We start from the raw sequence: 13921 nt of genomic DNA, 5'->3' as shown, positions 1-13921 counted from the left end.
TTAATAAAGAAAAGCTAAATAGCGTTAGTTTTAGAGACCATTGGCAAGCAATTGCTGATGGTCTCGTCATGTTTTAGTAGCTCGTACCAAATGGCGATACAGCTCTGTAAGACATAAGCTAACAAAAGCTGTTGGGGGACCGGTAACTTATTGATGGGTTTATAAAATGGCGTCAACGGAATTACTGATAGAGCAGAGGCTGATACGAAAGTTTGAAGAACTCAAGTATACCTACCGCCCAGACATCCGCGACAAGGTCGCGCTTGAACGAAATTTCCGCGACAAGTTCGAGGCGCTGAACCGCGTCCGTCTCACCGATGCCGAGTTTGCCCGCCTGCGCGATGAAATCATCAACGCCGATGTCTTCCAGGCCGCAAAAACCCTTCGCGAGTACGGTTACTTCCAGCGCGAAGATGGCACCCCGCTGCACTACATGCTGGTCAACCTCAAGGACTGGTGCAAAAACGACTTCGAAGTCATCAACCAGTTGCGCATCAATACCGACAACAGCCACCACCGCTACGATGTGATTTTGCTCATCAACGGCTTGCCGCTGGTGCAAATCGAGCTTAAGACGCTGGGCATCAATCCGCGCCGGGCTATGGAGCAGATCGTCGAGTACCGCAATGAGCCCGGCAACGGCTACACCAACACGCTGCTGTGCTTTATGCAGTTGTTTATCGTCAGCAATCGCGATCAAACTTGGTACTTCGCCAACAACCAGAGCCAGCATTTCGCCTTCAACGCCGATGAGCGCTTTTTGCCCATCTACCAATGGGCTGATGAAGACAACCGCAAAATCACCTACTTGGACGACTTCGCCGACGCTTTTCTGGCCAAATGCACCTTGGGCCGGATGATCAGCCGCTACATGGTGCTGGTGGCCAGTGAGCAGAAGCTGATGATCATGCGCCCGTACCAGATCTATGCGGTCAAGGCCATTGTCGATTGCATTCACCAGAACCGGGGCAACGGCTACATCTGGCACACCACCGGCAGCGGCAAGACGCTCACCTCTTTCAAGGCGTCCACCCTGCTCAAGGACAACCCGGATATTGAAAAATGCCTGTTCGTGGTGGATCGCAAGGATCTGGATCGCCAGACCCGTGAGGAATTCAACCGTTTTCAGGAAGGGTGCGTAGAGGAAAACACCAATACCGAAACCTTGGTGCGCCGCCTGCTCTCCGAAGACTACGCTGACAAGGTGATTGTCACTACCATCCAGAAGCTCGGCCTGGCGCTGGATGAAACCAGCAAGAAAGCCCAGCAGCACAAGGACAAGGGTAGGCAGACCTACAAGGAGCGCCTGGCCCCTCTGCGCGACAAGCGTGTCGTTATCATCTTCGACGAGTGCCACCGCTCTCAGTTTGGTGATAACCATCAGGCCATCAAGGCCTTTTTCCCCAAAGCGCAACTCTTCGGCTTTACTGGAACACCCATCTTTGACGATAACGCCAGCTACAAGCAGATCGATGGCACCGTAGGCAGCTATCGCACTACCCAAGACATTTTTGAAAAGCCGCTGCACGCCTACACCATCACCCACGCCATTGATGACCGCAATGTGTTGCGCTTTCATATCGATTACTTCAAGCACGAAAGCAAGCCGGAGGCCGCAAAAGCCACTGGCGAGCTGGCAAAGAGCAAATCAAAGGCTAAGCCCGATCAGGCGCTGACCCAGCGGGCGGTGGTAAACGCCATCCTCGCCAAGCATGAGGCCGCCACCAACCATCGCCGCTTCAACGCCCTGCTGGCCACCGCCTCCATCAACGAGGCCATCGCATATTACCGGCTGTTCAAGGACGTTCAGACCGAGTGCCAGGCCGACGACCCGGATTACACGCCGCTCAACATTGCCTGCGTCTTCTCGCCTCCGGCCAACGGCGATAAGGATGTGAAGCAGCTCCAAGAGGACCTGCCCCAGGAGAAGGCCGACAACCAGCAGGAGCCGGAGCAGAAAAAGGCTGCCCTGCAAGAGATCATTGCCGATTACAACGCTCAGTACGGCACCAGCCATAGCGTCAGCGAGTTCGACCGCTACTACCAAGACGTGCAGCAGCGCATCAAGGACCAGCAATATCCCAACAGCGACCTGCCGCATAAACACAAGATCGACATCACCATCGTGGTGGACATGCTGCTCACGGGCTTCGACGCCAAGTACCTCAACACCCTGTACGTGGACAAGAACCTCAAGCACCACGGCCTGATTCAGGCCTTCTCGCGCACCAACAGGGTACTCAACGACACCAAGCCCTATGGCAACATCCTCGACTTTCGCGGTCAGGAGCAAGCCGTGGATGATGCCATCGCGCTCTTCTCCGGTGAGGACATCAACCGCTCCCGCGAAATCTGGCTGGTGGACCCGGCCCCTACGGTGATCGAAAAATACGAGCAGGCCGTCGCCGCCATCGGGCACTTCCTCACCGAAAAGGATGTGGTGGCCGAACCCAAAGGCGTCTACAACCTCAAGGGTGATACCGCGCGCATCGAGTTCGTCAACCGCTTCAAGGAAGTCCAGCGCCTCAAGACCCAACTGGACCAGTACACCGACCTGGACGAAGAACAGAAAGCACGCATCAACAGCGTACTACCCGAAGATGATTTGCGTTCCTTGCGCGGCGCCTACCTGGAAACCGCCCAGCGCCTCAAGGAGCAGCAAGGCAAAACCGGCGAGCAGGCCTCGCCAGATCAGGAGGCCATCGAACAACTGGATTTCGAGTTCGTGCTCTTCTCATCGGCGCTGATCGACTACGACTACATCATGGGTCTGATCGCCCGCTTCAGTCAGGACAAGCCGGGCAAAAAGACCCTACGCCGCGACCAGCTGATCAATCTGCTCGCCGCCAGCAGCAACCTGATGGACGAGCGCGAGGACATCATCGCCTACATCAACACCCTGGAAGCCGGCAAGGGCCTGAGCGAGGCCGCAATCCGCGACGGCTACCAGGCCTTCAAGGCACAAAAAGCCCACAATGAAATCACCGCTCTGGCCGACCGCCACGGGCTGGACCGCGATGCCCTGCAAACTTTCGTGGACGGCATTCTTGACCGCATGATTTTTGACGGAGAACAGCTCAGCGACCTGTTCGAACCGCTGGAACTGGGCTGGAAGGCGCGCAGCAAGGCGGAGTTGGCGCTGATGGACGAACTGGTGCCGTTTCTGAAGAAGCAGGTCAGCGGACGCGAGATATCGGGGTTGGCGGCGTATGAGTAAATCAACCAAAACCGTCATTCCCGCGAAGGCGGGAATCCAGAAAACGAACGGCTTGGTGCCACGGTTGCGTTTTCCTGAGTTTCGGGAGGCGGGGGAGTGGGACATTGCACCACTCAAAAAATTAGCTAGTAGGCGAACTGAAAGGAATCGTGACGGGAAACTGACGCGTGTATTGACCAACTCAGCAGAACATGGGGTAGTCGATCAGAGGGATTATTTTGATAAGGATATTGCGACCCAAGGGAATCTCGAAAACTATTTCATCGTAAAGAAAGATGACTTTGTTTATAACCCGAGAATTTCGGCTTTTGCTCCCGTGGGTCCAATTTCGAGAAATCGCGTTGAAACCGGCGTGATGTCCCCCTTGTACACGGTATTTGAATTTAAGGGTTCCAATACCGATTTCTATGCACACTACTTCAAATCATCCGCTTGGCATATGTACATGCGGCAAGTGGGAAGTACCGGGGCGCGGCATGACCGGATGGCGATTTCGAATGAAGATTTCATGGCAATGCCGCTTCCAGTTCCTTCAGCAGAAGAACAAAAAAAAATCGCCGATTGCCTCTCGTCCCTCGATGCGCTGATCGCCGCCCAGGCGGACAAGTTAGACGCCCTGAAGAACCATAAAAAAGGGCTAATGCAGCAGCTCTTCCCCCGCGAAGGCGAAACCGTCCCACGCCTGCGCTTCCCCGAATTTCGTGATGCGGGGGAGTGGGTACAGAAGCCTTTGACTAAGTTATTTGATTTTCGAGATGGCTTTGCATTCAAGTCAACTGATTTTGTCGACTCATGTAATGAGGGCGTTATACAGGTTGTCAGAATTTCAGACATAAACAACCAAAACAAGAATAAACAAAAAGTATACGTTCCAAAATCCTTAATCGACTCCCAAGGACTTGAAAGGTATTTGGTCGATAACGGTGATTTACTTTTAAGTTTAACGGGTGCGGCTGGATTTAATTTCTTTTTTTGGAATGGCGGATTATCAGCAATAAATCAACGAACCTGCAAAGTAGTCCTAAAAAATGATACCCACTATTCGCTGTTAAGGCTTATGGAGCCAGTGCTTTACGATCGATTGAATGCAAGAGGGGAGGGGCAGAATAACAACCTATCGAAAGAGTTTTTGGGTAATACTGATATGTTAGTGCCCACGGCAAACGAACAACAAAAAATCGCCGATTGCCTCTCGTCTTGTGATGCACTGATCGCCGCCCAGACGGAAAAGCTCGAAGCCCTCAAGACCCATAAGAAAGGGCTGATGCAGCAGCTCTTCCCCTGCCCGGAAGCGGTGGGCGTATGAGCCAAGAGACGCCCTTGTCATTTCCGTCCAAAACCGCCTATGGCTCAACCCAAGGCTGCGTAGTTTGGCAGGGCGAATGCACCAATGATGGCACCGAGCTGACGGCTTTTATGCGGGGGCCGGTGGCTGCTCGCCTGCACGATACAGAGGGCAGTGAAGCGCTACATGAGCAGCTCCAGGGGCTTAGCCTCACCGGCATGGGGTTAGAGACGCTGGAAGCTGTACTTGCCGCCGAAGTGCCGGAAACTCGAGACTGGGCAGCGGGCGAGGCACTTGCCGAAGCCGTGCTGGAAGCCCATCACGAGGTGGAGCTGCCGTGGAACAATGAGCGCGACAAGCGTAACCCCTTCGCTTCTCTTCCGGGTGCGGACATCGTTGGGTTTCAGCGTGATGGCGATTCCCATCGTTTGGCTCTCGGTGAAGTCAAATGTTCGTCCGAAGCCCAATGGCCGCCACAAGTGATGAGCGGTCGAAGTGGCGGACTTGGCCATCAGATCGACAACTTGGCTACGAATCTCGGAACCATCCATCAGCTGCTCAGTTGGCTCTTGCCTCGTGTCAAGGGCACCGAATATGAAGCTGCCTTTAACGCAGCCTGCACCCGCTATCTTAATTCCGGGCGGCGCGACCTGGCGCTGTTCGGTATTCTGGTTCGCGATCAAGAACCTCGGGAAGCCGACTTAAAGGTGCGAGGTGGCAAGTTGGCGAGCAGCCTGACTACCCCAACCCATTGCTGCCTGATTGCACTCTATTTGCCTTGGCCCATCACGCAGCTTCCACAAGCCATCGGCCAAGGAGGCGCAGCATGAGCCACTGGCTGCTGGATACCATGGCGGAGAAACGTCGCGTGGCGCTGCGCGAGGCTGACCGCCTTCAGTTCTACCGGGAAATGGGGCGGGATCTACCGGACTTCGACGGGGAAGTTTTGCGGGAATCGGCTGCTGCGCTAGAGATCGCTGTGCTTGACTTGGAGGTGGATCGGTTAGCCGACGATCCAGAACAGCGTGCATTGTCGCGTCAAGCTGCCGGAGATGCCTTCCGCCTGCTTCGAATGCTACCGATGCCCATCAACCCCATGGATGCAGGCACTCATTTGTTGCGCGCTTCGGTACTGGCTGTACTGGGTGATCGCGGTGCGGATGCCGCAAGATGGTTGCGCAGTTTGGATGAGTCACAACAATGGCCCGATTTACCGCTGGAGACCCCCGATTGGGGGGAGCGCTGTCGTGCCACCCTTACGGATGTCTGGCTGCGGTTAGTGCGCAAAAAGGGCTGGTCTGACCGCGATGCCGTTCTGGAGCGAGTTGCCGCATTGCGAAGCACCCAGCAAACATTTGAACGGGAATATCTCCACACTTTTGAGCCCTTGGACGCGAAACGATCCGCGCTGGAACTGATTGCGATCTACCATCTGGCAAAAGCGGCGGATGTGTTGGCCCATTACATCACCGATGGTGTGGTGGACGGCAGCCACCAAATCCAGCCAGTGCTTGACTCTCACTTCGACCGAGCCATTGATGCCTGCGATACCGCGCAGTTGATAGAACTGGGGCCCCTGACGCGGCTGCTGGCGCGCGCCGCTCAGCAAATGGCGGACAACGCTCTTTGGACGGTGACGCGCGCCGTAAATTCCCGTGTCACCGAGTTTGTGCGCGAACTGGTCAAACGTGGCCGGGGAGACCGAGCTTTGTTCGATGTGCTGCCGCCGCAGCGCCGTACTTTGGCTGAGCAAGGCCTATTAGGTTCCAGCCGCCGGGCGGTGGTGGTCAGCTTGCCCACTTCCAGTGGCAAGACACTGATTGCCCAGTTCCGAATGCTTCAGGCACTCAATCAATTTGAGGACCGTAAAGGTTGGGTGACCTATCTAGCACCTACAAGAGCCTTGGTCAATCAGGTGACGCGTCAGTTGCGCCGAGATTTCGAGCCTTTGGGGCTTCAGGTTGAACGGGTCAGCCCGGCCATGGAGATCGACGGTGTTGAAGCAGATATGCTGAAGGAGTCTCAAAAGGAGACACAATTCCGCATTCTGGTGGCCACTCCAGAGAAATTCGACCTAATGCTGCGTCAGGGATGGGAGGAGAAAATTGGCCGCCCCTTATCGCTGGTGGTAGTCGATGAAGCACATACTATTCAGGAGGGTGAGCGGGGCCTGCGGCTGGAGCTGTTATTGGCCACAATCAACCGCGAATGCCGAGAAGCACAGTTCCTGCTGTTGACACCCTTCATTCAGAATGCCCGAGAAGTTGCCCGTTGGCTGGGCGGCCAGAATGCGGAAGATATCAGCCTCGGGGTGGACTGGCAGCCCAATGATCGGGCCATTGGTATTATTAGTCCTGTAGACGATGGTGCCATTAACGGCCGTAGTCGTAATTACCGACTGGACTTCCAGACGGTGCACACCTCACGTCACACCATTGACCTAGATGACACCTTCTCGCTGGGTAAAGATGATGCGCTTGCAACGACGCTCTCGAAGTCACAGGACGTAGGTACTTTGGCTGCCATCGCGGCACGCAAACTTAAGGGGCGTGGTCCCGTAATTGCCATGCACAGTCGACCGGATTTTGTTTGGTCACTGGCTGAAAAGATCAAATCTGATCGGCTGCCGAACTTGTCCGATGATGTTCGGTTTGTTCAGAACTATGTTACTGCTGAGTTGGGCGCGCAGTTTCCTCTGGTGGACCTGCTTTCTCATGGTGTAGGAGTGCACCATGGTGGTTTGCCTGAAGAAATACGCATGCTGATGGAATGGCTGTTTGAGAAAGAACGGCTTGACGTGCTCGTGGCGACGACAACCATTGCTCAGGGCGTTAACTTTCCTGTTAGTGGTGTGGTAATGGCATCGACTCACTACCCTCAGGGACGCAGTTCAGTCCCAATGCCGCCCGAGGATTTCTGGAATATAGCGGGTCGGGCGGGCCGAGTCTCTCAAGGGCAGCTTGGAGTTGTGGCATTGGTGGCCAGGGATGGCGGAGAAATTGTCAAGCGACGGGAATTCATTGATCGCAACACGGGAGATCTGAATTCGGCCTTGATCCAGCTTGCCCAGGCGGCTGGCGATAGCATGTCGGATCTCGGCAGTATTGTTTATTCCCGCCCAGAGTGGTCGAGCTTTCTTCAGTATCTGGTGCATACCTATCGGCAAATGGGTAAACCGACCAATTTTGCCGACCAGATTGAGCAAGTCCTGCGTGGTACCTTAGGTTTTGAAAAGCTGAGGGCATCCGACAGTCAGATGGCTCGTCGCTTATTAGCAGGTATTGGAGCCTATGTTTCCAATATGACTCGTCCGCAGCAGCCGCTCAAGCTGGTGGATAGCACTGGTTTCTGCCTCGAAAGTATCAGAACGGTTATGACGAATCGCGGCAATATCGGACCTGATTCATGGAATCGGGAGCGACTATTCAGTCAAGGTGACCGAGCTCTTCAGGACATGATGGGTGTGCTGCTGAAGGTTCCAGAGCTACGTGACAATTTGAAAGCCGTCCTAGGCGGTCAATCACAAGACGGCGACAAGTTGGCACTCATCCTGAAAGACTGGGTGAATGGCGAAGAGATAACCACCATTGCCGACCGCCATTTCCGTAAAGACGGAGAGGATGGGGTTACTGCCTTGACCAAGTGCGGGCAGAACCTTTTTGGCAAGCTCGCACAAACCTCTTCCTGGGGGTTGAATGCCTTGATGGCGATCACTGCCTATGACCTGCCGGAGGAAGAGCGCAACCGGCTGGCCAACCTTCCTTCACAGGTTTTCTATGGAGTATCCACTGACGAGGCTATCACCTTGCGCTTGCTCGGAGTCCCTCGTCGAGCGGCGACTCCACTTGCCCGGACTTTGAACCTCAGAGCAGGAGAATCCCTGCCAGCAATCCGGCAGCGACTCGCCGCATTATCACAGCAAGACTGGGCTGCAGCACTTGGCCCTGATGGGAACGCCTACCGGAGGGTCTGGCAAATCATGGATGGGGTAGAGTAATGACAGCCAATCGCTCATTCGAAAACCTCTCCGAACTTGCGATGAACTTGCGTGAACGGCTGGAGCAGAAGAAGTACATCCTGCTGTTTGCCTTCAACGGCACCGGCAAGACGCGCCTGTCCATGGCCTTCAAGGAGCTGGGCAAGCAAGGCGATGACGATGAAGAAACACGCGACACCCTCTACTTCAACGCTTTCACCGAAGACCTGTTCTACTGGGATAACGACCTGGAACATGACGTCAAGCGGGTGTTGCGTCTGAATCGAAACTCCCACTTCTTTGATGGCCTGCAAGAGCTGGAGATGGAAAGCCGCATCGGTCCGCTGCTGGCTCGCTATGCGGACTTCGACTTCCTGATCGACTACGAGACTTGGGAAATCACCTTTTTTCGGGACAAAGATGCCGAGGGCGCGCCCATCCCTATCAAGATCTCACGCGGCGAAGAAAATATCTTTGTCTGGTGCTTCTTTCTGGCTGTGGCTCAGTTGGCGGTAGATCAAGAAGAGGGCTCACCCTATGCCTGGGTGAAGTACCTTTATATCGACGACCCCATCTCATCGTTAGATGACAACAACGCCATCGCAGTGGCCAGCCATTTGGCGCAACTGCTGAAAGATGCTAATGGGCAGATTAGAACAGTGATCTCCACGCACCATCATCTGTTTTTCAATGTGATGTGCAACGAGTTGAGCAATGCGGTCAAAGGCTTCCTGAGCAAGGAGTCCGACCATATCCGGCTGGCGGATACGGGAGATACACCGCGCTACCATCATGTGGCCCTGCTGAAACATCTGCACGAGGTGGCGGAGTCGGGCGAGGTCTATACTTACCACTTTAATATTCTGCGCAACATATTGGAAAAAACGGCCACCTTCCACGGGTTTCGCAATTTCTCCGCTTGCATCAAGCAGGATAGCGACGACCCTGACGCCATTCTCCACGCCCGGCTTGTGAATGTCCTCAGTCACGGCAACTACTCCCTGTATGAGCCACAGGAAATGTTGCCGGAGAACAAAGAGTATTTTCGTAAGATCCTGCGGGACTTTATGAACAACTACCGTTTTAACCCAGAACTATTTCCGGAACCGACGCAAGAGAGCGCCAACGCATGACCAAAGAGCAACTCAGCCAACTGGGCAAGACCCTCTGGGCCATCGCCAACGACCTGCGGGGGGCGATGAACGCCGACGACTTCCGCGACTATATGCTGTCGTTCCTATTTTTACGCTACCTCTCCGATAACTTCGAGGTGGCGGCAAAGAAGGAACTGGGGTCGGACTACCCCAATATGGATAAGGAAGACCGGAGGGCTCCGCTGGCGGTATGGTACGCGAACAATGCCGGAGATGTGCCCGCCTTTGAAAAGCAGATGCGCCGCAAAGTGCACTATGTGATTCACCCAGATTACCTGTGGAGCAGCATTTACGAGCGCGCCCGCACCCAGAACGCTGAGCTTCTGCAAACCCTGGAGCGTGGGTTCAATTACATCGAGAACCAGTCCTTTGCTAGCACCTTCCAGGGGTTGTTTTCCGAGGTCAACCTCAACTCGGAAAAACTGGGCCGGACACCCAGGACGCGTAACGAAAAGCTCTGTACCATAATCATCAAGATCGCCGAGGGGATCGCGCAGTTCTCCACCGACAGTGACATTCTGGGCGATGCCTACGAGTACCTGATTGGCCAGTTTGCTGCTGGCTCCGGAAAGAAGGCCGGGGAGTTTTACACCCCGCAAACCGTATCCACCATCCTGTCGCGCATCGTCACGCTGGACAGTCAGGAGCCCGCCACCGGCAAGAAGAAAAAGCTCAACAATGTGCTGGACTTCGCCTGCGGCTCCGGCTCACTGCTGCTAAATGTGCGCAATCAGATGGGGCCGCACGGCATTGGCAAGATCTACGGTCAGGAAAAGAACATCACTACCTACAACCTGGCGCGCATGAACATGCTGCTGCACGGGGTCAAGGACAGTGAGTTCGATATTCACCACGGCGACTCCCTGACCAATGACTGGGAACTGCTCAACGAGATGAACCCGGCCAAAAAACTCCAGTGCGACGCTGTGGTGGCCAATCCACCCTTTAGTTATCGCTGGCAGCCCAACGAAGCGCTAGGCGAGGACTTTCGTTTCAAGAACTATGGCTTGGCACCCAAGTCAGCTGCGGATTTAGCCTTTCTGCTGCACGGATTCCACTTCTTGAGCGACGAAGGCACCATGGCCATCATTCTACCGCACGGCGTGCTGTTCCGGGGCGGCGTGGAGAGCCGTATCCGTACTAAGCTGCTCAAGGACGGCCATATCGACACTGTCATTGGCCTGCCGAGCAACCTGTTCTTCTCCACCGGCATCCCGGTATGCATCTTGGTACTGAAAAAGTGTAAAAAGCCCGATGATGTGCTCTTCATTAACGCCGCCGAGCATTTCAAAAAGGGTAAACGTCAGAACCAGCTATTGCCCGAGCATATCGACAAAATTGTCGAGACCTACCAACACCGCCGGGAAGAAGAACGCTACGCCCGCCGGGTGGGAATGGAGGAGATTGAGGAGAATGATTACAACCTTAATATCTCCCGTTATGTAAGTACAATGAAACCTGAAGCAGAAGTCGACCTTGGGTTGGTTAGCTTACAGTTAGATCAGATTGAGAGCAGAATTAAAGATGCGCGTGATAAGCATAACCGTTACTTGAAGGATATAGGGCTTAAGGAATTGTCGTAACTTTCGAGTCATATCGTTTTGAAGAAAAGTAAAGTGCGTGATGCTAAATTAAATATGATGAATAAAAACAGTCGCCCAACCTCCATCCGCATCTTCCTCGCCGACGGCACGCCCGAGGGCCTGCGCATCGTGGAAAAATCCAACTGGACGGGGCGGGCGGTGGTGGCCAACCGCTCTCAGCTCGAAGGGGCGATGAAGCGCAGCGAAATGGCGCAGCCGGGTGTGTATGTGCTCACGGGGCAAACGGAAGAGGGGGCGGCCAAGTTGTACGTAGGCGAAGCCGATTCGCTCGGAGATCGTATCAAGCAGCATGTGTCGGGTAAGGAGTTTTGGACGCGGGCCATCGCCTTTACCAGCACCAACGAAGGTTTGAATAAGGCCAACGTGCGCTACCTGGAGTCGCGGCTGCTGAGCATGGCGAAGACGGCCAATCAGTGGGCGGTGGATAACACGGCGTATCCCTCCGCCCCACCACTCAATGAAGCCGACCGTGCCGATGCCGAGTGGTTTTTAGCCGAGATGCTGGTGATTTTTCCGCTATTGGGTATCGATGCGTTTGAAGCAGCTAGCAGCCAAGCCGCCGCGTCATCTTCAGAGCCAGTCGAGCCACCGCTGACGCTTTACCTCAACGAGCGTGGGGCCGAAGGCACGGGTAGAGAAGTTGCCGATGGCTTTGTGGTACTCAAAGGCTCATTGGCACGTGTTGAGGAGACGCTTTCCATCCATGACTACATGCGCGAGCAGCGGCAACTTCTGCAAGCGCGTGGCGTACTAGCACCGCAAAATGGAAAGTTGATATTCACGCAGGATTTTCGATTTTCCTCTCCTTCAACAGCGGCAGGCGTTTTGGTTGGCGGTAGCGCCAATGGCCGTTTGGCTTGGAAGGATGCTGATGGCAAAACTCTGAAAGCCATTCAAGACGAAAGGTTATCGGATGTTTAGCAAAACGTTTTTCAACTTGCCCCGGTTGCGGGTGTGCTCTTCTGTATTCCTTATTTCAGCTGAAACAACTCCCTGACTAGCCCATGAGCCGAATATCAACCATAATTGGCTCATCATCTGATCCGAATAGGCGGGGCAATCGGCTCATGTATATCTGGGAACAGCCACATTGGCCGCATTTTGAGTGGGATGAGTCCGCACTGCGGCCTACCCTGGATGCCGTGCGGCTGCTTCAGGGGCGCGTGTTGGGTAAAACCGAGGCGGCGCCTGGGCAGGCGGATCTGGATCTGGAGGTGGAGATGGATGCGCTGATACAGAACGCCATTCGTACTAGCGAAATCGAAGGCGAGCGTCTGGATGTTGGCTCCGTGAGGTCTTCCGTGGCTCGCCAGCTGGGCATCGAGCGGGCTGGTATATCTGGTAGAACAACCCCTGAGTCCGAGGCATTGGTCGATCTATTGCTGCAATCCACGCGTCAGCTGGATGAGCCGTTGACCCATGGGCGGCTGTGCCTGTGGCAGTCCATGCTGTTTGTGAAAGGCCCTGGCCTGATGGGTCAAGTGCGTGTGGGCGAGCTACGCGGTGACCACCCCATGCAGGTGGTGTCGGGGCGGCTGGATCGACCTACCGTTCATTTTGAAGCGCCTCCCCGTGAACAGCTGGAAGCCGAATTGGATGCGTTTCTAACGTGGTTCAACCAACCGCTAGAGGGACTGGATGGGCTGGTGCGGGCGGGTATTGCACATCTATGGTTGATCACCTTGCACCCCTTTGATGATGGCAATGGGCGGGTCACACGCGCCGTTACCGACCGGGCGCTTGCGCAGGCAGAACGGCAGTCGGTGCGCTTCTACTCTCTGAGTGCGGCAATCATGGCGCGGCGAAGCGCTTACTACGACTACCTCGAAAGTACCCAGAAGGGCAGTCTCGATATTACGCCTTGGTTGTTGTGGTTCCTCGATACGCTGAAAGAGGCGCTTGAGCAGGCGTTGTTAAGAATCGACCGTGTATTGGTCAAGGCTTCCTTTTGGCAGCACCATGCCACTACGGTACTGAACGAACGACAAATCAAGGTGCTGAACCGTTTGTTGGATACCGCAGGAGAGGAGTTTGCGCAGGGCATTAATGCCCGCAAGTACCAATCGTTGGCCAAGGTGAGCAAAGCGACCGCCACGCGGGATTTGGCTGAACTGGTAGAGAAAGGCTGCCTTTTCAGGCTGCCTGGCGGCGGGCGGAGCACACGTTATGCCTTGGTGGAGCATGGCAAAGGGCTGCCCGGTGAATACTGATGGCCAGGAGTCACTGCCCGGTGGGCCACCCCGAACCCAGAAAGCCATAGAAGTGTCATAGTAAAAATGACCCAGCTCGACGCTGGCAGACGTATAATCGCTGCACACGCCATCGCTCTTGTTGACGTGCTTTGAAGACGAGATGTCGGCCTTCATCTGGCTGCCGTGGCGTCCCGATATACGTGTGGCGATGGACATATCAGCATCATCCTGAATCGTGATAGAGATTGCGTTTACGTGGCACCCACCTGGCGGGGTTACTTGATGGATGAATGCACATGACGCTTGATTATTTCGTGGCGAACTATGGCAGCCTCGGCTTGTTCGTGGGGGCGAGCCTGGAGGGCGAAGCCGTCGCGATGCTGGGCGGCATCATGATGCATCGGCACCTGATCGGGTTTGGTGAAGCGGTGGTCTCGCTTGCCTTGGGCGCTTTCCTGGCGGATCAGGTGTTCTTCCTGCTCGGGCATGGGTG

At 55.0% G+C, this 13921-nt stretch carries 9 protein-coding genes; 8 read left to right on the top strand and 1 reads right to left on the bottom strand.

What is annotated here, in order from left to right; all coding sequences use genetic code 11:
• The first annotated feature begins 166 nt into the window (after positions 1-166).
• From RVM26_RS11325 to RVM26_RS11290, 8 genes are all read left to right on the top strand, one after another.
• Positions 167-3217 carry a type I restriction endonuclease subunit R gene (locus tag RVM26_RS11325; protein ID WP_498938676.1) on the top strand — a complete coding sequence of 1017 codons (3051 nt, stop codon included), beginning with the start codon at positions 167-169 and terminating at the stop codon, positions 3215-3217.
• Complete coding sequence (locus tag RVM26_RS11320) at positions 3210-4523, top strand: restriction endonuclease subunit S domain-containing protein (RefSeq protein ID WP_498938674.1); 1314 nt, start codon at positions 3210-3212, stop codon at positions 4521-4523. Before RVM26_RS11325 ends, RVM26_RS11320 begins: the two co-directional genes overlap by 8 nt.
• Complete coding sequence (locus RVM26_RS11315; protein WP_498938672.1) at positions 4520-5332, top strand: hypothetical protein; 813 nt, start codon at positions 4520-4522, stop codon at positions 5330-5332. The genes RVM26_RS11320 and RVM26_RS11315 overlap by 4 nt, the downstream gene beginning before the upstream one ends.
• The gene (locus RVM26_RS11310; protein ID WP_498938670.1) at positions 5329-8499 is read left to right on the top strand and encodes a DEAD/DEAH box helicase; all 3171 of its coding nucleotides are present in this window, start codon (positions 5329-5331) and stop codon (positions 8497-8499) included. Before RVM26_RS11315 ends, RVM26_RS11310 begins: the two co-directional genes overlap by 4 nt.
• The gene (locus RVM26_RS11305) at positions 8499-9611 is read left to right on the top strand and encodes an AAA family ATPase (protein ID WP_498938669.1); all 1113 of its coding nucleotides are present in this window, start codon (positions 8499-8501) and stop codon (positions 9609-9611) included. The genes RVM26_RS11310 and RVM26_RS11305 overlap by 1 nt, the downstream gene beginning before the upstream one ends.
• Complete coding sequence (locus RVM26_RS11300) at positions 9608-11215, top strand: type I restriction-modification system subunit M (RefSeq protein ID WP_498938667.1); 1608 nt, start codon at positions 9608-9610, stop codon at positions 11213-11215. Before RVM26_RS11305 ends, RVM26_RS11300 begins: the two co-directional genes overlap by 4 nt.
• Positions 11216-11233: 18 nt before the next feature.
• Positions 11234-12157 (top strand): GIY-YIG nuclease family protein, encoded by a 924-nt coding sequence (locus RVM26_RS11295; protein ID WP_498938665.1) that lies wholly within the window; start codon positions 11234-11236, stop codon positions 12155-12157.
• Positions 12158-12303: 146 nt separating this feature from the next.
• Positions 12304-13446 (top strand): Fic family protein, encoded by a 1143-nt coding sequence (locus tag RVM26_RS11290; protein WP_081137375.1) that lies wholly within the window; start codon positions 12304-12306, stop codon positions 13444-13446.
• Positions 13447-13703: 257 nt separating this feature from the next.
• On the opposite strand, the gene RVM26_RS11285 is transcribed toward RVM26_RS11290, so the two are convergent.
• The gene (locus RVM26_RS11285; RefSeq protein ID WP_498938662.1) at positions 13704-13916 is read right to left on the bottom strand and encodes a hypothetical protein; all 213 of its coding nucleotides are present in this window, start codon (positions 13914-13916) and stop codon (positions 13704-13706) included.
• Positions 13917-13921 lie beyond the last annotated feature (5 nt).

The sequence above is a fragment of the Halomonas sp. KM072 genome (genome assembly GCF_050710315.1).
GTDB classification, from domain to species: domain Bacteria; phylum Pseudomonadota; class Gammaproteobacteria; order Pseudomonadales; family Halomonadaceae; genus Vreelandella; species Vreelandella hamiltonii.
This window is presented reverse-complemented; position numbering and strand designations above follow the sequence as displayed.

What these genes read in the sequence shown, in the direction of transcription:
- RVM26_RS11325 (WP_498938676.1), top strand. Translation starts at nt 167, where the DNA reads ATGGCGTCAACGGAATTACTGATAGAGCAGAGGCTGATACGAAAGTTT.
- RVM26_RS11320 (WP_498938674.1), top strand. Translation starts at nt 3,210, where the DNA reads ATGAGTAAATCAACCAAAACCGTCATTCCCGCGAAGGCGGGAATCCAG.
- RVM26_RS11315 (WP_498938672.1), top strand. Translation starts at nt 4,520, where the DNA reads ATGAGCCAAGAGACGCCCTTGTCATTTCCGTCCAAAACCGCCTATGGC.
- RVM26_RS11310 (WP_498938670.1), top strand. Translation starts at nt 5,329, where the DNA reads ATGAGCCACTGGCTGCTGGATACCATGGCGGAGAAACGTCGCGTGGCG.
- RVM26_RS11305 (WP_498938669.1), top strand. Translation starts at nt 8,499, where the DNA reads ATGACAGCCAATCGCTCATTCGAAAACCTCTCCGAACTTGCGATGAAC.
- RVM26_RS11300 (WP_498938667.1), top strand. Translation starts at nt 9,608, where the DNA reads ATGACCAAAGAGCAACTCAGCCAACTGGGCAAGACCCTCTGGGCCATC.
- RVM26_RS11290 (WP_081137375.1), top strand. Translation starts at nt 12,304, where the DNA reads ATGTATATCTGGGAACAGCCACATTGGCCGCATTTTGAGTGGGATGAG.
- RVM26_RS11285 (WP_498938662.1), bottom strand. Translation starts at nt 13,916, where the DNA reads ATGCCCGAGCAGGAAGAACACCTGATCCGCCAGGAAAGCGCCCAAGGC.